Here is an 18,509-nt window from a genome sequence, read left to right as displayed (position 1 = left end):
TTTTAACCCGCCAGTGCCTCGAGAGCCTTTTCAATATCGATACCTTTTCCCAGTACCGGCTTAAATAAATCCGGTTTTTTTTCAATTCGGTCCGGCATTGTTTTTATTGTAAAATCTCTCATGTCCAATCCTGGTTTCACCTCATTCCATTCCAGGGGTGCCGAGACAGTCGCTCCCGGTTTGGGACGTGCACAATATGGCGCTGCCAGGGTTTGTCCTTTCCGGTTTTGAAGAAAATCCAGGTAAATTTTTCCTTTTCTCTTCTTCACATTTCTTTCCATGGACGTTAAATCTGGTAATTGCTCGTTAATAAAATAACACAGGATTTTGGTGAAATCCCGGGCTTCATCATAAGTGTACTTCGCATCCAAAGGAATATAAATGTGAAGCCCGCTGGAGCCCGAAGTCTTGGCGTAACCCATGATTTTTGCCTTATCCAGCACTTTATGAGCAACCTGCGCAACCTCTATTACCTGCTCAAAAGTGGTTTTTTCTGAAGGGTCGATATCTATTACAGTAAAGTCGGGATTAAGCAGGTTCTGAATTCTCGAATTCCAGGGATTGATTTCGATGCATCCCAGGTTTGCCATATAAATAAGGCTTGCTTCATTCTGGCACATGATATATACCAATTCCTTATTGTTGTGCTTAGAAAATATTCGGGTTGATTCAAGCCAATGGGGAAAAATACCGGCTGTATCTTTTTGATAAAATCCTTCTTCCGTTATTCCGTTAGGATGCCTGTGTAAGTTTTGAGGACGGTCTTTCAAAAATGGTAAAATGGTATCGGCTATTTTAAGATAATAATCAATAAGATCATACTTTCGAAGACCCGATTCGGGCCAGTAGACCTTGTCCAAATTACTTATAGGAACCGAGATCCCTCCTATTTCAAGTGACTCTCCTGGCTTTTTGGCCGCAGGTTTCTTTTTTGGAACTTTTATTGTTTTTTCTTTAGTGATCTCCTTTGGAAGCTTATCCATACGCAAACCTTTAAAAGACGGATGTCGCATATGTCCCGAGCGGGTCCATTCAGAAAAGTTTACTTCACAAATGAGCTCCGGCACCAGCCATGTTGGGGTTCGGCCTTTGAGGGCCGGTTTTTTTTTAAAAGGCTTTGCTTCTGTCACCAAACTTTGAAACCTTTCATAAAGATCCTTTTTATCCTGTTCACTAAAACCGGTGCCGCAGTTCCCAATATAAACCAGGTCTTCGCCTTTATGCATCCCCAGGATAAGAGAGCCAAACGGGCCGCCGGTATCTGAATCTGTATACCCGCATATCAACGCTTCCTGACTTTCAAAAGCTTTTATCTTTAGCCATTTATCGCTTCGGGAGCCGGGAATGTATTGCGAATCGGCCTTTTTGGCGATCACCCCTTCCATACCCATCTCTAGCGCCTGTTCAAAAAAGGCTTTTCCCATGCCCTCAACATGATCACAGTAATATACCTGCGGAATATCTTCAATGACCTCCGGAAGCAGACTCTTCCTTTCGGTAAGGGGAAGGTGCATAATATTATGGTCGTTTAAATAAAGAAGATCAAAAACATAATACCTTAGTTCTCCTGAAGGTTCTTTCTGGTAATTTTGAAGTTTCTGAAAGACCGGCTTTCCGGCTTCATCAAGCGCAACTACTTCCCCATCCAGGATCACATCATAGGGAATAGCTTTTAGATGCTCATATAATTCCCTGAATTTGTTCTTAAAGGAAATCCCGTTACGGGAATAGAAATCCACCTTTCCTTTTTGAATATTAGCTAAGGCCCTGTAACCATCCCATTTCAACTCATAGATCCAGTTAGCTTTATTAAAGATCTCGGGAGCCTTAGTAGCGAGCATAGGTTTTATTAACTCGGTAACTTCCAGCTTTTTTATCTTTTCGGAAGCTACATGGTCACTTAAATTTTCAGCATCGTAATTTAAATCGGTGGAAAAGTCATCATTTTTTTTGATAAGCAGCCATTGATTGTCTTTTTCTCCTCCCCTTCGGGTATGAACCAGCGCAAAAGTTCCTTTTATCTTAGTGCCAAAAAATGTCAATTTAAGGTCTCCTTTTTTCAGCATTTTCAGAAGGTCTTTCTCATCGCCCCCTCCCGCAGCTTCATATGTACCTTCATCCCAGATGCTCATCTCCCCCGCTCCGTAATTGCCCTTGGGAATAGTGCCGTGAAAGCTGAGATATTTTATAGGATGATCCTCGGTCTGGATCGCCAGGCGTTTATCTGCAGGGTTCATAGAAGGTCCTTTGGGTACCGCCCAACTCTTAAGTACCCCTTCCATTTCAAGACGCAGGTCATAATGAAATCGGGTAGCCCTGTGCCGCTGAATCACAAACCGAAGCCGACCCTTGTTTTTTTCATAATCAGCATTGGGTTCGGGAGTTTTGGAGAAATTTCGTTTTTTAATATACTCGTCCAGTGCCATTTAGGAAGCTTTGCTTTTTTTCTTCTTTTTGTCCAGGCTGGCTTTAAGCTGCGCCATAAGATCTGTAGCCGGAGTGGCTTTTGATTCGAATTTTTCCGTCTTGGTCTTTTTACCGCCGGTTTTGGCCTTTATAATCTTTAAGAGTTGATCGTTGTAAACATCTTTATATTTTTCAAAATCGAACTCAGAGGTATATTGTTCAATTAGAGATTTTGCCATATCGATCTCTTTTTTCGAAACTTTGGTATCGGGTAGTTTTAATTCTGAAGGATCACGTATCTCATCTGCAAACCTTATCACATGAAGCACCAGCGCATCTTTATAAACTCCTACCAGGCTAAGGTTTTCCTTGGCGCGCATCACAAAGGTCGCAACGCCCAGTTTACCAGTATCTTTTAATGCAGCTTTTAATAAATTATAAGATTTCTCACCGTCCTTTTGCGGTTCAAGGAAATAAGGTTTCTTAAAAAGCACATCGGCCACATCTTTTTCTTCAATAAATTCCTCAATATCAATAGTGCGGGATTTCTTCATGTTCGCCTTATCAAAATCCTCTTTTTCAAGAATGGTATAAGTGTCATCCTGTTTATAACCTTTCACTATATCTTTCCACTCTACTTCCTCTCCTGTTGCTTCATTGACCCTTTTATACCTTATCCTGGCATGGTCATTTTTGTCGAGCATGTCCAGATCAAGTTTTCTCTCCTCACTGCCCGAATACATTTTAATGGGAATAGTTACCAGTCCAAAGCTTATTGATCCATTCCAGATAGACCTCATATCGTGTGAATTTTAGATGATTATCTACAAGATACCCGATTTTTCAATCATTCCCGAGGGATTAGCATTGTCTTAACGATACCTGAAGCTTTTGCTAAATACCGCGTTAAGGTTTTAGGAAAAAGTCGCTAAAGCTTTCTTAATGATTTTGTGGCGATAAGAAAAAGAAATTATCTTAGAAAAAGACATTTTTCGCCCCCCACTTAACAATACTAAAAACAAATTGAAGATGAAAAGACTTGAAAATAAAGTAGCGATAGTTACCGGTGGCGCAACAGGAATTGGGGAGGCAATCTCCAAAAAATTCGCAGCCGAAGGCGCAAGTGTTCTGGTAGTGGGAATGCCTCAGGATCCAGTAAAGGATGTTATAAGTGATTTAAAAAAATCCAAAGCCAAAGCTATTGGTTTTTCTGCCGATATATCTTCTGAAGAAAATGCGAAAGAGGCAATCGAAACAGCCATTAAACACTTTGGCCGTATCGACATTTTAATAAATAACGCCGGAGTCTATCCTGAAGCAAATACTATAGATGAATTCTCTACCGAAGCTTTTGATAACCTTCTGAAAAATAACCTTAGAACGGCATTTTTGATGACCAAATATGCGGTTCCACATCTCAAAAAATATAGAGGTTGTATAGTATCTGCAGGTTCAGAAGCAGGAAAAATAGGGATCCCCAATGTTTCTCCATATGGAGGTACGAAAGGCTTTATGCACGCCTTTATGAAAGGAGTGGCAGCAGAGCAGGCGAAAAATGGAATAAGGGTCAACTGCGTTGCTCCAGGTCCTATAGACACAGCCTGGACCCATAAAGAGACCAGTGACATCAACAAAAAGATGGAAAAGCAAATGATGAGTGCCACTCCTTTAGGTCGTCGTGGTACTCCGGAAGAGATTGCCAATGTTTATCTCTTCCTGGCATCAGATGAAGCTTCATATATAACCGGTGCAGTATATTCTGCAGATGGAGGAATTACCATTGGAAAAGGACCTGTGGGAGATGAAGTTCCATCAAAACTTAAAAAAGAACCAAAAGGAAGTTTGAACCTTAAACATCAAATGGACGGCGCTACTAATCTTAGATAAAATATAAAAATGGCTTTAAAAGCAATCTTTTTAAACTGTACACTTAAAAAATCACCCGAAACTTCAAATACCGAAGCCTTCATAGGGCAGGCCCAGAAAATATTTGCCGGGCTGGATGTGGAAACCGAGGTAGTAAGGGTGGTTGATCACAATGTAAAATTCGGAAATTCTTCAGATGAAGATAAAGGTGATGGCTGGCCAAATATACTTCAAAAGGTAAAGGAAAGTGATATCATGATCATCGCTACCCCTATCTGGAGGGGAGACAGAAGTGCCGTGGCTAAACTGGTCGCCGAAAGATTTGACGGCATTTGGGAAGAAGCCGATGAAGAAACAGGCCGTTATCCCACTTTTAATAAAGTTGGAGGAGTAATGGTGGATGGCAATGAAGATGGAGCCAAAAAAGCAATTTCAAGTATCTGTTTTGATCTTTCTGAACACGGTTTTACTATTCCTGTGAATGCTTTTAGCTATTATGTGGGAAAAGCAGGACCGGGGCCCGCTTACATTGAGGCAAAGGGAGATAAACATTTCTTTACTAACCGAAACCTTTACCATATGGTGTACAATATGGTTCATCTTGCTAAAGTGCTAAAGGAAATTCCCTACGACACCAACATTAACGACTTGAATAAAAAGGCAGAAAAAATAAGTAATACCAAAGACTAACTTTAAAAACCAACCACTATGCTTGACTGGCTAATACATGTCATTATTGATGCAGCTGTACTTTTGATCGCAGCAAAAATGTTACCCAAAGTAGAATTAAAAGGCTGGAAGACTGCTATTGTTGTTGCGCTTCTAATTGGAGTGTTGAGCTTCTTTTTAAGCTGGATCCTCACTGTGGTTCTCAATATTGCAACCCTCGGAATCTTTTACTTCCTCGGCCTTGGATTTATCACAAGGATCGTTGCATATGCGATCATCATTGAACTGGCCGATAAATTGAGTACAGGTTTTAAAACCCATGGATTTATGCCGTCGCTTTGGCTGGCAATAATCATAGCAATTGTTGGTTCCCTGGTTGACTGGATCATTCTTTAGAGACAGGAAATAAGAGATAAAAAAACCACGGCGCAACAGCTCCGTGGTTTTTTTGATTTTTAGGAACCATAGCTCCTGTTATTTCTGCTTTGCCCTTAGATACTGGTTGGGCCAATCCACAGCACCATTCAATGCGCCAGCTGCTTCGAGTGGAAAATATGGATTTCTGAGCATTTCCCTTCCTAAAAGAATAATATCTGCCTGCCCTTTTTCCAACACTTCTTCGGCTTCCTGTGGCGTGGTAATTAAACCAACGGCAGCGGTCAATATACCGGCTTCAGATTTTAGTTTTTCTGAAAAAGGCACCTGGTATTTCTTCTGAACCTGAATGGTCACGTTGGGAACAAGTCCGCCAGAGGAACAGTCTATTAAATCTACACCTTCCTCTTTAAGAAGTTTGGCCAGTTTAACCGACTCTTTTTCATTCCATCCTCCTGCAGCCCAATCTGTAGCCGATATTCTTACAAATAAAGGTAAATCCTTAGGCCAAACCTCCCTTACTGCTCTTGTCACCTCAAGCAGAAGCCTGCTGCGGTTTTCAAAGGAACCGCCATATTCATCCTTTCTTTGGTTGCTTAATGGAGAAAGAAATTCATGTAACAAATAGCCATGGGCGGCATGAATCTCCACAACTTTAAAACCTGCTGAGAGTGCTCTTTTTGAAGCCTCTCTAAAATCGGAAATAACTTTTTCGATTCCGGCAGGATCAAGTTCTATTGGTGCCGGGTTTTCTTCGTAAAACGGAATAGCCGATGGTGCTACCGGCTGCCATCCTCCTTCTTCTTCAGAAAGAAACTTCCCGCCTTTCCAGGGATTGGTTGTGGATGCTTTTCTACCTGCGTGTGCAAGTTGAATTCCCGGCACACTCCCCTGCCCTTCCAAAAAGGCGGTTATTTCCTTTAGTTTTTCAACGTGTGCATCTTTCCATATTCCAAGATCATCGGGGGTGATACGGGCTTCGGGGGAAACCGCGGCAGCTTCAGAAATTACAAGGCCTGCTCCACCTGTAGCACGTGTTCCCAGGTGCACCAGGTGCCAGTTATTAGCAAAACCGTCTTTGCTGCTATACATACACATGGGAGAAACTCCAATGCGGTTCTTTAATTGAATGGATTTTATTTTTAATGGCTCAAACAGCCGCGGGGACATTTTATTCATAATTTTAATTTCAATTTCCTTCAAAAATAGCGAAAACACTAAGGTTAATTCTGTTCCTCTAATAGGAAAAGAACATCTACAGATCAACCAAAGTAATTGCAATGGAAAAAAAGTATCAAAAATGTCATTTTTGGAGCATTTGTTTTTCGGGTTCATATTTTGCAATATCTTAGCTAGGAAGATCAAGCTATGTCCACCAAACAAATTTTTCCTTTATCTAAGCTTACCGAAGCCATTGAGAATGCTATCAACCGGTACTGTAGTAAGGTGGTGTGGGTAAAAGCTGAAATCGTAAAGCTTAATCACTATCCTCAAACCGGCCATTGCTATCCAGATCTTGTGGAAAAAAGAGATGGGAAAATTGTAGCCGAGTTACGCGGAAATATCTGGAAAACCAATTTTGAGATCATCAATGAAAAATTCAGGAGTGTATTAAATGAAGACCTAAGGGATGATATGACGGTGGTGGTCCAGGCGACGGTCACCTTTCATTCGGTTTATGGTCTTGCCCTAAACATCCTTGACATAGACCCCGAATATACGCTCGGGGAACTGGCGAAACAACGTGCCGCGGCTATAAAAAAACTGACTGCTGAAGGCATTTTTGGAGCAAATAAGAATCTGCTTCTTCCGAAGTTACCAAAAACAATCGCAATCATTTCGGTGAACAGCAGCAAGGGATATCAGGATTTTTTAAACGTGATAGAAAACAATCCGTGGGGATATCAATTCCATTGCAAACTTTTCCCGGCGATCCTGCAGGGGGAACGGGCGGTTTTAACAATTACTGCCCAGCTTAAAAGGATCAAAAAGCATAAAAAGGTTTTCGATGCTGTGGCCATTATTCGTGGTGGCGGTGGCGAGATTGGCTTGAGCTGTTATGACAACTACGATTTGGCGAGGGAAGTCGCTCAATTTCCGCTTCCGGTATTGACGGGGATAGGGCATTCCACCAATGAGACCGTTAGTGAACTGGTGAGCTTCCAAAGTTTTATTACACCTACTAAAATAGCAGAATTCTTACTTCAGGAATTTCATAATTTTTCTCAACCGTTAAAAGAAAATATTCAAAAAATATCATTGGGAGCAAACCTGCTTTTTGAAAGGCAGGAAACTCAGCTGGAGCGGGTTTCAAGCTCCTTCAGGTTCCTGTCCACAAAGGTCATTGACCGGGAAAAGAATAAGCATTTCAACTTTGGGCGTATAATGGCAATGGAAACAAAGAATATATTCAAGCAGGAAACTTCAGCATTAAAGAACGTAGCTACTTCGGTCGAACATCTATCACCAAAAAATATTCTAAAAAGAGGTTTCAGCATTACCCGAAAGGATGGAAAAGTAGTTACAGATGCCGCTGTCCTGGCAGAAGGGAGCCTGGTAGAAACCGAATTCTTTTCAGGAAAAGCTTCCGCCGAAATTAAAAATATCAACATTAAATAATGGGAACAAAACTCACTTATACAGAGGCCTTTGCCGAATTACAACAAATTGTTCTGGAGATGGAAAATGCCGAAATTAGCATAGATGAACTGGATGCAAGGGTAAAACGAGCTTCTTTCCTGTTAAAGTTTTGCAGGGAAAAGCTTTATAAAACTGAGCAGAATGTTCTCGAGACCTTAAAAACAATAGAAACAGAATAGGTTTTTCAAGATTTTGTGCAGGTAACATTCCCTGGAATAGGGCAATATAAAAAAGTTTCCAGATGAAATTTTAAATTAGTACTTTGCCTTTTGGTTTTTTTAGAAAATTTAATCTCACTCACTTATCGATACCATTAAAAAAGATTTTTCCAGGGACGTAGCTGCCGTTAATCAAATCTCTGTCGTTCCACAATTGCTGGATGTCATTTGCCGATCTACTAAAATGGGATTTGCTGCTATTGCAAGAGTAACCGATGATCGCTGGATCACCTGTGCGGCAAAAGACCTTATTTCTTTTGGCCTTAAACCGGGAGATGAACTGGAGGTGGAAACTACAATTTGCCACGAAGTATACAAGACCAGTAAGGCCATATATATTGATAACGTGTCAAAAGATCCTGCCTATTGCGAACACCATACGCCAAAGATCTACGGGATCCAAAGCTATATTTCGGTTCCTATATACAGGAAAAACGGGGATTTTTTTGGTACCCTGTGCGCTATAGATGCCAATCCCAAAGAAATCAATACTCCCGAAATTACCGGGATGTTCAAGCTATTTTCTGAGCTTATTTCATTTCACCTGGACGTTGTCGAAAAAATGATGTTGGCCGAAGAAGAATTAAAGGAGGAGCGGGAAGTTGCAGAATTGAGAGATCAATTCATCGCAATTTTAGGTCATGACTTAAAAAACCCCATAGCCACGATGCGTATGAGTGCAGACATCCTGCTTAAGATGTCTAAAGAAGAGCTTACAAAAAGACAGGCTGCTATAATTAAGTCTACATCTTTCCGTATGCAAACGCTAATTGAAAACGTGCTGGACTTTGCTAAAGGAAAATTGGGGGAAGGTATTATACTTGAAAAGAAAGCCAATAATGGCAAATTAACCCAAATACTGGAACAGGTAATAAAAGAGATAAAAGTTAGTGCACCAAAAAGGGATATTCTTTTTGATGCAACACTTCGAGAGGAAGTATTCTGCGATAAGGACAGGATTGGTCAACTGTTCGCTAATTTATTGAGCAATGCCAATCAACATGGTTCACCGGATGCTCCTATTAGAGTGAAGGCATCAACCACAGATCATCATTTTGAATTAAACGTTTCCAATAAAGGTGATAAGATCCCTGAGAATTCCCAGATCCATCTTTTTGAACCTTTTTACAGGGATCCTAAAGGAAGTAATACCAAAGGTCTTGGTTTGGGCCTCTATATAGCTTCGGAAATTGCTAAAGCACATAACGGTGTTCTCGAGGTGAATTCAACGGAGAAAGAAACTTCTTTTTCCCTGCAAATCCCTCTAACCAAACAATAATCTTAAAATTTAAGAGTCCAAAATGACATTTTTGGATCTCTTTTTTCCACTCTCTCCTTATTTAAGACAACTCATTTCTCTCTATGTTTCAGCTTAGTGTATTAGTCCTGAACTGACATATATCTCATATATAATCGAGTACACCTAATGAATTAGTAGAACTTGAAACTTGAAGTTACACCATGCAACGCTTTTTACAAAAATCAATTTTTCCCCAGTGAAAACTTCTGCAATGCAATTTTTACATCGAAATATTCTGAAAACTTAAACATCCCCTGTTAAGTGTTTACTAAGCCTTTTGGCATGACTACCAACTCTTTATATCTTAGGTAAGTAAAAAAAATATGTCATGAAGAAGAAAATACAAATCAGGGAAATCACATTTGATCTCCCCAAATTTCAAAAAACCGGAATAGCTATTTTTATAATGTTACTATTCAGCCTCGCTGCGGTAGCTCAAAATATCAAGGGTACCGTAAAGACAGATGCCGGCGATGTTAAAATTATAAAAGTAGCTGAAGGCCTGAATCACCCATGGGGAATGGCATTTCTACCCGACGGAAGACTAATTTTCACCGAGCGTGCAGGAACTATTCGAATCCTGAAGGATTCAATTGTCTCAGAGCCATTAGAAGGTACACCTGAAGTTTTCTCACAAGGCCAGGGAGGAATGCTGGATATTGCGCTTCATCCTAATTTCGAACAGAATCAGATGGTCTATGTTACTTTTTCAGAACCAGGACCAAATGGAACTGCCACTACTGCATTGGGAAGAGGTAAACTGCAGAATGACCGGCTGGAAAGTTTTGAAACGATATTTAAAATGGAACCGGCGGTTGAAGGCCCCAATCATTTTGGCGGGCGCATAGTCTTTACTCCCCAAAATGATATTTTCCTCACCCTTGCCGAAAGATTTAAATTTGAACCGGCACAGGATCTTTCCAGTCATCTTGGAACTGTAGTACGGCTGAAAGAGGATGGAACTGCTTCTGAAGCCAATCCCACATTTGACAATCCCAATGCCCTGGACGAGATTTGGTCCTACGGGCATAGAAATATAGAAAGTGCAGCCCTTCATCCAGAAACCGGAAAGCTTTGGGTAGCCGAATTTGGTCCTTTGGGTGGAGATGAACTACAGATTGCCGAAGCCGGAAACAATTATGGATGGCCCGTCGTAAGCTGGGGTGACAATTACGATGGCAGCAAAATTCCCGATCCCACTACCCGACCGGAGTTTACTGATGCCGAAATCGTATGGACACCAACAATTTCTCCATCGGGAATGGCCTTTTACAATGGAGACAGCTTTCCCGAATGGAAAGGAAGCATGTTTATAGGGGGACTTACATCTTCCGGTCTTGTTAGAGTACAGGTGAACAATGGACGGGCAGAAGAAGTAGAACGCATTCCGCTGAGTGAAAGAATAAGGGATGTGGAACAGGGACCCGACGGTAACCTATGGGTACTTACAGATGAGGACAATGGCCTTATCCTTAAGCTTGAACCCCTGCAATGAAAATAGCCACTTACAATGTAAATGGAATAAACGCTAGGCTTCCAGTAGTGCTTAGGTGGCTAAAAGAATCTAAACCAGATGTAGTCTGCCTTCAGGAATTAAAGTCACCGGATGAAAAAATTCCGAAGTCGGAGATTGAAGAAGCAGGATATAAAGCTATATGGCACGGTCAAAAACGCTGGAATGGAGTGGCTATCCTGGCAAAAGAAAATATTGAGATACAGGAAATGAGCCGGGGACTTGAAGGGGAACCCGAAGATGAACAAAGTCGCTACATAGAAGCAGTTATAAATGATACAGTAATCGGTTGCCTATATATGCCAAACGGCAATCCTGCTCCAGGACCAAAATTCGAATATAAGATGCGTTGGTTTGCGCGCTTTTCCAAAAGGGCAAAAGAGCTGCTGGATCACAATGTTCCTGTTGTCCTTACCGGAGATTACAATGTCATGCCTACCGAAAAAGATGTGTATAAGCCTGAAAGATGGGTGGATGATGCCCTTTTTAGACCTGAAGTAAGGGAAGCATTTCACAACCTGGTCGCGCAGGGATGGACAGATGCCATAAGAAAACTTCATCCTGAAGAGACCATCTATACTTTCTGGGATTATTTTAGAAATGCCTACCAAAGAAATGCCGGCCTTCGAATTGACCACTTTCTCCTAAGCCCACATCTAAGCGACAGGCTAAAAGCTGCAGGGGTGGATAAAGATGTAAGAGGCTGGGAAAAATCCAGCGACCACGCCCCTGTTTGGATCGAACTTAAAGACTAGCTACCTGCAGCTACTCGCCCCTAATTTCCTAAAGAGAAGCTCACCTGGATATTTTATGTGGTTTCAGCATTAGCTTAGGTTCATAAAAAAAATTAACTCCGTATTCTTAATCATGTGTGAGTTCACAGGTTTCATTATCCAGCTCGGTTTCGATGGTGTAATGTTCAAATGAATATTCTTTCAGGATATCCTTTACTGCTCTCTTAGCTGCGAGGATTTCCCTGAATTCCGTGATGTACTTTAGCTTAATATGAGCAGTAAATACGTGGTGTTCTCCTTCCAGGGACCAAACATGGGTATGGTGCATAGAGTCCACTTTATCAACTTCAAGAAGTCTTCTTTTTATTTCCTCAAGATCGATTTCTTTGGGAACTCCCTGGAGAAAAATGAACAGGGTCTCTTTAAGCCGTTTTACAACGTTCCATAGAATATACATGGTGATCAACAGGGAAAGCGCAGGATCGAGGTAATGTATATCCTCAAATTTAAGAATTATTGCTACCACAAGGACCGCTACCCACCCCAGAACATCTTCGAGGAGATGCCATGAAACTACCTTTTCATTCATCGTTTTCCCGCTACTCAGCTTATAGGCTGCATAACCGTTCACAGCGACACCTATTATCGCAAAAATGATCATTCCATCTGCATCGGAATGTTCGGGTTCAAAAAGCCTTCCAACAGCTTCATAAATAACATATATGGAACCTGCTATTAAAACCAGGCTATTGATCAAGGCTCCTAAAAGAGAGAATCTTCGATACCCGAAAGAAAAAGTAGAACTTGAATCCTGCTTACTTTTCTTATCTAGGTACCAGGAAGTACCAAGGGACAAACTGTCTCCCAAGTCGTGTACAGCATCGGAGACTATGGCAACACTGTTTACGTAAATACCTCCAAAAAATTCAAGAATTGTAAAACCAAGATTGAGAAAAAAAGCCAGTTTAAGATTCTTTCCGGAATTATCATGAGAATGATCGTGCCCCATATTTTTTATTTACTTCAAATTTAACAGTTTTCAGGGTTTTAATGACTGTGCCTGCCGTCATCTTTTTGGATCCCGGGTATTAGATAATAAGCCTTAATTTTTACAAATCCCGTATCCAGAGACCATTTGGAATTTTAGTAAAGTGATTTTCACGGGATGCTGCGAACAAAAATTGTCTGGTACTGGCTTTATATACTTTTGATTCAATAACTTAAAAATCAAAAATATGTGTATCCCATTTCTAAATTGATATTCGATTCCTGTTCATGAAATTACCTTTTTTGTGGTATTTTTTGAAAGTATAATGGTTTCTATCTTAGCATCATCAAATTATCGACTTGAATAATAGTTTTGATTCACCAGGAAGATGCTTCCGGAATGTTCTATTAGGGGTAATAACATTTATGTGATCAAATTTCAATTACTTCAAAGAAATAATTGACCTAAAACCTTCAGGATTTCCTGAAGGTTTTTTTATTCCGATAAATAATCTTGTGAAGCGTTTTAAAAAATTGATGCAAATTTATACGGGTTTTGATAATTCTTATATTTATCATCTAAAACCCCTACATGCAAAAGAAATTTAAAAAGATCTCAGATTACTGGAATGAGATATATTCCCAAAAGGTAAAAGAGTATCGCCCTTTTGAAATTTCTGAAGACTTTAAGAAGTATGCCGCTATATTCGCCCCGGGCAACTCCTATTTATATATTGTGAATCTCCACAATTTTAATCTGGAATATATTTCAGATTCAGCAGAGGGTTTTGTAGGTAAGGATGTTAAGGATATTGAGCTAAAGGACCTGTTACAAACGGTTCTTCCTGTAGAAATTGAAATCATTAACCTTAAAAGCAGAGTGATAAGTGATTTCTACACCTCTTTTTTAGATAGAGAAAATGTCCTGAATTATAAAAATATTTTTTCTTACCGGATGAAAGATGCAGGCGGAAAAACAAGGACCATGTTGTACCAGGCATTTCCATTGAGTGTATTAGAAAATGGGACACCAGAGCATGTTTTATGTATTCAAACAGATGTTTCTCACCTCAAGATGACCAGTACCAACGTAGTTTCCTTTATTCATCTCAATGGCGGGAAATGTTACTACAACATTGATATTTCCAATGGGAGATTTGATCCCGGGGAATGTGATGGTGGTGGAAATGATTTTTTGGAGCTCCTAACAGAAAGGGAAAAACAAATTGTGATTAGTTTATCCAAAGGATTTAACGCGGAAAAAATCGCAGAAGAACTTAACCTCTCACATCATACAATTAAAACCCATAGAAGAAATATTCTTCAAAAAAGCGGTTGTACAAATACCGCTGAATTGGTGGCAAAATGTCTTACTAACGGGATTATTTCCCCGGTTCTCAATTAATAACTAAATACAATTTCATTCAGGTTTTAAGAGATAGATACTAAGTACACGCTCTTTAATATGAATTTCAAACGAGCAAGGTGATCCTTCTATAAAGAGGTTTGGACAAAAAATCTCTTATTTCTGACTTATAAAGATCAATGCTGTATCAGTTTTTTCGGCAAGGGTGAGAGCCAGGTGCCCAAAAGCCTTTTGATTTTTGCCGGCTTTCCCCAATCCCATAATTACGAGATCATGCCCGGCAGCCTGGGTGATTAGTTCTGATGCCACATCATCACTTGTGAGGATACGCACCTCGGTCTTCCCTGGTATTATGCGCCCTGCAAAACGGGAAAGCCTTAAATTATTTTTTTCGACTGTTTCCCGCGGTGTATTCACTGGCAGAATTTGAATAAATGTAATTTCAGGCTGTGAAGTACGCCACAGGCTGGCAGCAACGCGTGCCCGTAGAGGGTCATGACTTTCAAAACCGGCTACCGGAATAAAGATTTTTTTTGCTGCAGTAATCTTCCAACCGCTATAAGGCTGCCGGAAAACCACCACATCTGCCTTTGTATGTTTTACCAGTTTTTCAAGATTTTGATTTGTTTGAAAGTCATTTAAGTTACTCAACCCCATCAATAAACTGCTGCAATTATGAATTTTGATAACCCGTTCAATCTCTTCCCATGGATGCTCAGCAATGGTGGTAAGAGTTTCTGGTCGCAACCCTGCTTCAAAAGAGGCTCTAAGTGCGTACTGGGTGACATCCCGGCTTGACAAGAGACGTTTCTCAAGATCATCCTTTTCTGTACTTGGAATAACGATCGAATGCAGCAAAATTCTTCCTATTACCGGAGGTGCCAGGGCATTCGCAAGGAAAACCATGGATTCTGCGTTCGCCGGATTGGAGATTGGGAGCAGCACGAGAGGGCTTAAACCTCTTAACCGCACAAGATCGGGATCCAGGGCATGTTCTGAGGCTTCAATAGCCCGGGCCTTTTTCACAAAAAATGATACAAAAAGAACTGCTCCAATGAGAAGCCATATCATTGCGATTATTCCGGCAGCCGGCACCACAATGGCCTGAAATACTGCAAGCCCCAAACATGAAATTATTCCCACAATGGGAAGACCTGGAAAAAAAGGCGCCCTGAAGGTTTTACTCTCTTTGTATCCCCGATTTCGCATCAAGATCATGATAAGATGCGCAAGCGCAAAAGTTATGAGAAAGATCAAACTCGAAGCCGCACCGGCCGCCGCCAAATCTGGCAGGATCAGAACCAGAAATCCTACAATTCCACAGGTAACTAAAATTGAAGTTACCGGCGTTCCGAATTTCTTATTGATATTTGAAAGATGATGGTTTAAGGTACGGTCTTTCGCCATGCTCAGCGAGATTCGTGAAGCTGCAAAGAGGTTGGCCTGTAACGCCGACAACATTGAAAATATACCCGCCACTAAAACCAGCCAGAACCCAAAGGCTCCAAGATAATTTTGTGCAGCAACAGCCAAAACGGTTTCGGGATCCTGCTTACTCAACTCTGTTATTGACTCTCCCGGCTGCACACCTACTGTCGACATTAGAAAAAGCAAGGGCAGGTATATTAAAAGACCTACTGCAAGTGTCCACATCATCGCTTTGGGAATAATTTTTTCGGGAGTTTTAATTTCTCCGGCGGCAGAACCAATTAAATCAAATCCCTGAAGAGCGATAAAGGTGTAACCCATCGCTGCGATCACTCCGCTAAAGCCATCTGAGAAGAAGGGATCGAGGCTTTGAGTTATTTGACTAAAGGGAGTTTTCACAAAAACAGCGAGTCCGCCGGCTATGAGTACTGTAAATACGGCCAGTTTACCAATATTAATGACTGCGCCCCCATCACCGGAACCTCTGGTAAGGCTAAAAGCGAAGTATCCTATGGCTCCCAAAGCCAGCAAAACCGGCAGCATTCCAAACTCAAGGATACTACCAAGTCCATCTGAGGGAATTTGCTGAAGAGCAAACACCGCAAAGGCCCCAAACCCAAGAGCATATAGAACTGCCGCCACCAGGGAAGCAAACCAAACGATCCACCCTACCCCAAATGCAACCTGAAGGGATAAAGCCTTTTTGGCATAGGTATAGGTACCGCCCGACTGTGGGTTTGCCGAAGCCATTTCAGCAAAACTAAGAGCAGTAATAAATGCGATCAATCCATTAAGCGCAAAGGCCAGGATCGCCGAAGGGCCACTCACGGCAAAAGCTACTCCCGCCAGGGCCAGTATTCCGCCCCCTACCATGGCTCCCACCCCAATACCTAACGCACCAAAAAATCCAATTGTGCGGGCAGTTACCGAAGAGGATGAATCTGTATTCATATTAAAATTATAATTTGGAGAACAGTTTATGGACAAAAGTTATGAGATGCTAAATTAAGGCATTAGTTCTATAATTGTAATTTCTGGAAAAGAATTTCATCGGCAGAATTAGGTTGCGGGGAGGTAACTGTAGAAGGTATTCTATGAAGTATTAAAATAGAAATCGAGCAGTTCTTAAATCTCAACCCTAATTTATTTTTTATCCTAAAAGACCATATAATTAATTATTGTCGACGGTCCTTTAAAGACAGTGCGAGCGAGCGGGCGAGTTTGATTGTCCGCAGGACAATTAGGCGTTGCAAGCGAGCAAGGTCCCGATAGCTATCGGGATGGATTTGAGACTGGTTTAAGTATTGTTTTTATACAGTGTTGGCATACTTATTATTCCAATTCTCTAAGTTCTAACTCATACCTATTTTTATGTAGGCCGGTCAGTTTTATTGTTCCATCTCTTCCCTTCGTAATAATATATGGGATATCCAAGTCCACAAAAAGAATTTCAAAGCCGTTATGGCTAATTCTTTCCCAATGTATTTCCAATGTCCTATTATTTTCCCAACTCTTGATGATTATACTATCATTTATGAAATTCAGGGTATCAGTATAATTTAAAGATGTTCTTAAGAAGCGCTTGCCTTTTAAATCAATATTTTCGGATCTGCTTTTCAATGAATCATGAAGTCTTTTAAAGACAGTATTATTGGCTCCTTCCAATCCTTTTATAACCAAACTATCCTTACTTATGATTTCAAGAAGGGCCGTATTTGTCTGGTCAGAGTTATAGAAAATAGTGTCCCTATTATATTCATAGGTTCCCTTTTCAAAGTCGGATTCCGATCTATAGTCGTATTTAAAGCTTTTTGCAAAGTATTCATCTTTTTCGAAAGTAATGACAATTCGTGTTGGCATCTTTTTGGAGTCGGAATTAGTCGAATAGGAATAAGCTCCAATCCAGGTTCCTTCTAAATTTTCTTTAGAACTACAGGATAAAAACAGACCTAAAAATAATGTGATCAGTATTTTTTTCATATGTATGCCAACGTCTCGAATAAAAACAGTGCGAGCTGGGGAGCCTGATTGTCAGCAGGACGATCCGCTAAGCTAGCGAGCATGATGTTTTGAATTGAGACTAATTTAATCATTGTTTTTATACAGTTTAAGCTATCGTATTAGTTCATCAATCCTTTGAATAGCTTCGTTAGGATGTTCCTTTAAAGTCATTATATGTTTTGTGTCCGTTATCCAAAATTCTTTCGGTTCTTTAGCTGCTTCATACAAATTTTCTCCTTGTATGAACGAAACATCACGGTCTAACTGGCTGTGAATAATTAGTTTTGGCGTATTGGAAATTTCTTTAATGTCACGAATAGCCACATAATCCTGATTAAAATTCTTGGGATTTTTCCTCGCTTTCTCCTTCAAAAAGTCCACTGGGGCATAATCAATTGCCATTTGTTGAGCAGACTGGATACTTCCATCCAAAACAAGGGCATCGATTTCATTTTGGTTGTCGGCCGTTATTTTTACGGCAAGTTGGCCTCCAAGAGAGGTGCCGTAAACTATCATTTTTAAACTATCAGACTCTGTTTTATTTTTAAAGTCGGCAAATGCAACTTCTGTATCTTTCAGTACTCCCTTATAACCTGGTTTACCAGTCGAATTGCCATAACCTCGCCAGTCTACTGTATATACTCCATATCCATTCTCCACAAGAGGCTTAATCAAGACTTTATACTTACTTACATTTCCACCGGCACCGTGAATGAAAAATATATTCCCTTTTGGTTCTTCTGTTGCTGCCTGAAAGTAGTATGAGTAAATGTTCAGGGAATCTTCGACTCTAAGAATGGTCTCAGAATATTTTAAATCGTTCATATCTTCCATTTCCTTTACTGGAAAATAATAAAGCTTAGATTCATCATTGTCTACTATGGCTTTAACCATTGGATCTGTTTTATAGAAATAGAATCCTGCACCAGCTGTAAATAAGATTAAAATTAGAATTACTACTCCGACAACTTTTAATGTTTTTTTCATTTTTGGGTTTTTGGTTAGA

The 18,509-nt window shown here is 40.5% G+C and carries 16 protein-coding genes; 9 read left to right on the top strand and 7 right to left on the bottom strand.

Translation table 11 applies throughout. The features are described 5' to 3' along the window. Positions 1-2: 2 nt before the first annotated feature. Positions 3-2,426, bottom strand: coding sequence for a DNA ligase D (gene ligD / locus OU683_RS06645; protein WP_268136497.1), 2,424 nt, complete (start codon positions 2,424-2,426; stop codon positions 3-5). Beyond that, positions 2,427-3,206 carry a non-homologous end joining protein Ku gene (ku, locus tag OU683_RS06640; RefSeq protein ID WP_268136495.1) on the bottom strand — a complete coding sequence of 260 codons (780 nt, stop codon included), beginning with the start codon at positions 3,204-3,206 and terminating at the stop codon, positions 2,427-2,429. A 229-nt stretch (positions 3,207-3,435) separates the two neighbouring features. Between ku and OU683_RS06635 the strand changes: the two genes are divergently transcribed. The 3 genes from OU683_RS06635 to OU683_RS06625 are packed head-to-tail and all read left to right on the top strand — an operon-like array spanning position 3,436 to position 5,337. Continuing rightward, the gene (locus OU683_RS06635; RefSeq protein WP_268136493.1) at positions 3,436-4,293 is read left to right on the top strand and encodes an SDR family NAD(P)-dependent oxidoreductase; all 858 of its coding nucleotides are present in this window, start codon (positions 3,436-3,438) and stop codon (positions 4,291-4,293) included. Between the two features lie 9 nt (positions 4,294-4,302). After that, positions 4,303-4,962: a flavodoxin family protein gene (locus tag OU683_RS06630; protein ID WP_268136491.1), complete on the top strand. Its 660-nt coding sequence runs from the start codon at positions 4,303-4,305 to the stop codon at positions 4,960-4,962. An 18-nt stretch (positions 4,963-4,980) separates the two neighbouring features. Then, a complete protein-coding gene (locus OU683_RS06625; protein ID WP_268136489.1) occupies positions 4,981-5,337 on the top strand; it encodes a phage holin family protein in 357 nt (118 codons plus the stop codon). Positions 5,338-5,415: 78 nt separating this feature from the next. Here the strand turns inward: OU683_RS06625 and OU683_RS06620 are convergent, their stop codons facing one another. Beyond that, positions 5,416-6,486 (bottom strand): NADH:flavin oxidoreductase/NADH oxidase, encoded by a 1,071-nt coding sequence (locus tag OU683_RS06620; protein WP_268136819.1) that lies wholly within the window; start codon positions 6,484-6,486, stop codon positions 5,416-5,418. A 198-nt stretch (positions 6,487-6,684) separates the two neighbouring features. Between OU683_RS06620 and xseA the strand changes: the two genes are divergently transcribed. The 5 genes from xseA to xth all read left to right on the top strand — a co-directional run bounded on the left by xseA (position 6,685) and on the right by xth (position 11,742). Further along, positions 6,685-7,935 carry an exodeoxyribonuclease VII large subunit gene (gene xseA / locus OU683_RS06615; protein ID WP_268136487.1) on the top strand — a complete coding sequence of 417 codons (1,251 nt, stop codon included), beginning with the start codon at positions 6,685-6,687 and terminating at the stop codon, positions 7,933-7,935. Beyond that, positions 7,935-8,135, top strand: a complete 201-nt coding sequence (gene xseB, locus OU683_RS06610) for an exodeoxyribonuclease VII small subunit (protein WP_268136484.1) — start codon at positions 7,935-7,937, stop codon at positions 8,133-8,135. Before xseA ends, xseB begins: the two co-directional genes overlap by 1 nt. Before the next feature lie 193 nt (positions 8,136-8,328). Beyond that, positions 8,329-9,453, top strand: coding sequence for a GAF domain-containing sensor histidine kinase (locus tag OU683_RS06605; protein WP_268136482.1), 1,125 nt, complete (start codon positions 8,329-8,331; stop codon positions 9,451-9,453). A 349-nt stretch (positions 9,454-9,802) separates the two neighbouring features. Continuing rightward, positions 9,803-10,969, top strand: a complete 1,167-nt coding sequence (locus OU683_RS06600) for a PQQ-dependent sugar dehydrogenase (RefSeq protein WP_268136480.1) — start codon at positions 9,803-9,805, stop codon at positions 10,967-10,969. Further along, entirely contained in the window at positions 10,966-11,742 is a 777-nt protein-coding gene (gene xth / locus OU683_RS06595) for an exodeoxyribonuclease III (RefSeq protein WP_268136478.1), read from the top strand. Before OU683_RS06600 ends, xth begins: the two co-directional genes overlap by 4 nt. 106 nt (positions 11,743-11,848) lie before the next feature. Here the strand turns inward: xth and OU683_RS06590 are convergent, their stop codons facing one another. After that, positions 11,849-12,730 carry a cation diffusion facilitator family transporter gene (locus OU683_RS06590; RefSeq protein WP_268136476.1) on the bottom strand — a complete coding sequence of 294 codons (882 nt, stop codon included), beginning with the start codon at positions 12,728-12,730 and terminating at the stop codon, positions 11,849-11,851. Positions 12,731-13,300: 570 nt separating this feature from the next. Here OU683_RS06590 and OU683_RS06585 point away from each other — a divergent pair. Further along, positions 13,301-14,113: a response regulator transcription factor gene (locus tag OU683_RS06585; RefSeq protein WP_268136474.1), complete on the top strand. Its 813-nt coding sequence runs from the start codon at positions 13,301-13,303 to the stop codon at positions 14,111-14,113. Positions 14,114-14,230: 117 nt separating this feature from the next. Here OU683_RS06585 and OU683_RS06580 read toward each other — a convergent pair whose 3' ends face one another. The 3 genes from OU683_RS06580 to OU683_RS06570 form a co-directional block, all read right to left on the bottom strand. Beyond that, the gene (locus OU683_RS06580) at positions 14,231-16,453 is read right to left on the bottom strand and encodes an amino acid permease (protein ID WP_268136472.1); all 2,223 of its coding nucleotides are present in this window, start codon (positions 16,451-16,453) and stop codon (positions 14,231-14,233) included. A 381-nt stretch (positions 16,454-16,834) separates the two neighbouring features. Further along, positions 16,835-17,482, bottom strand: a complete 648-nt coding sequence (locus OU683_RS06575) for a hypothetical protein (RefSeq protein WP_268136470.1) — start codon at positions 17,480-17,482, stop codon at positions 16,835-16,837. Between the two features lie 132 nt (positions 17,483-17,614). Continuing rightward, a complete protein-coding gene (locus tag OU683_RS06570; protein WP_268136468.1) occupies positions 17,615-18,490 on the bottom strand; it encodes an alpha/beta hydrolase in 876 nt (291 codons plus the stop codon). Between the last annotated feature and the right edge of the window lie 19 nt (positions 18,491-18,509).

The sequence above is a fragment of the Salinimicrobium sp. TH3 genome, from assembly GCF_026676115.1.
Lineage (GTDB): Bacteria > Bacteroidota > Bacteroidia > Flavobacteriales > Flavobacteriaceae > Salinimicrobium.
The sequence above is the reverse complement of the archived record's forward strand: the minus strand, read 5'-3'. Positions and strand labels throughout refer to the sequence as shown.

Coding starts and splice junctions, on each gene's coding strand:
- ligD (WP_268136497.1), bottom strand. CDS start 2,426: ATGGCACTGGACGAGTATATTAAAAAACGAAATTTCTCCAAAACTCCC.
- ku (WP_268136495.1), bottom strand. CDS start 3,206: ATGAGGTCTATCTGGAATGGATCAATAAGCTTTGGACTGGTAACTATT.
- OU683_RS06635 (WP_268136493.1), top strand. CDS start 3,436: ATGAAAAGACTTGAAAATAAAGTAGCGATAGTTACCGGTGGCGCAACA.
- OU683_RS06630 (WP_268136491.1), top strand. CDS start 4,303: ATGGCTTTAAAAGCAATCTTTTTAAACTGTACACTTAAAAAATCACCC.
- OU683_RS06625 (WP_268136489.1), top strand. CDS start 4,981: ATGCTTGACTGGCTAATACATGTCATTATTGATGCAGCTGTACTTTTG.
- OU683_RS06620 (WP_268136819.1), bottom strand. CDS start 6,486: ATGTCCCCGCGGCTGTTTGAGCCATTAAAAATAAAATCCATTCAATTA.
- xseA (WP_268136487.1), top strand. CDS start 6,685: ATGTCCACCAAACAAATTTTTCCTTTATCTAAGCTTACCGAAGCCATT.
- xseB (WP_268136484.1), top strand. CDS start 7,935: ATGGGAACAAAACTCACTTATACAGAGGCCTTTGCCGAATTACAACAA.
- OU683_RS06600 (WP_268136480.1), top strand. CDS start 9,803: ATGAAGAAGAAAATACAAATCAGGGAAATCACATTTGATCTCCCCAAA.
- xth (WP_268136478.1), top strand. CDS start 10,966: ATGAAAATAGCCACTTACAATGTAAATGGAATAAACGCTAGGCTTCCA.
- OU683_RS06590 (WP_268136476.1), bottom strand. CDS start 12,730: ATGGGGCACGATCATTCTCATGATAATTCCGGAAAGAATCTTAAACTG.
- OU683_RS06585 (WP_268136474.1), top strand. CDS start 13,301: ATGCAAAAGAAATTTAAAAAGATCTCAGATTACTGGAATGAGATATAT.
- OU683_RS06580 (WP_268136472.1), bottom strand. CDS start 16,453: ATGAATACAGATTCATCCTCTTCGGTAACTGCCCGCACAATTGGATTT.
- OU683_RS06575 (WP_268136470.1), bottom strand. CDS start 17,482: ATGAAAAAAATACTGATCACATTATTTTTAGGTCTGTTTTTATCCTGT.
- OU683_RS06570 (WP_268136468.1), bottom strand. CDS start 18,490: ATGAAAAAAACATTAAAAGTTGTCGGAGTAGTAATTCTAATTTTAATC.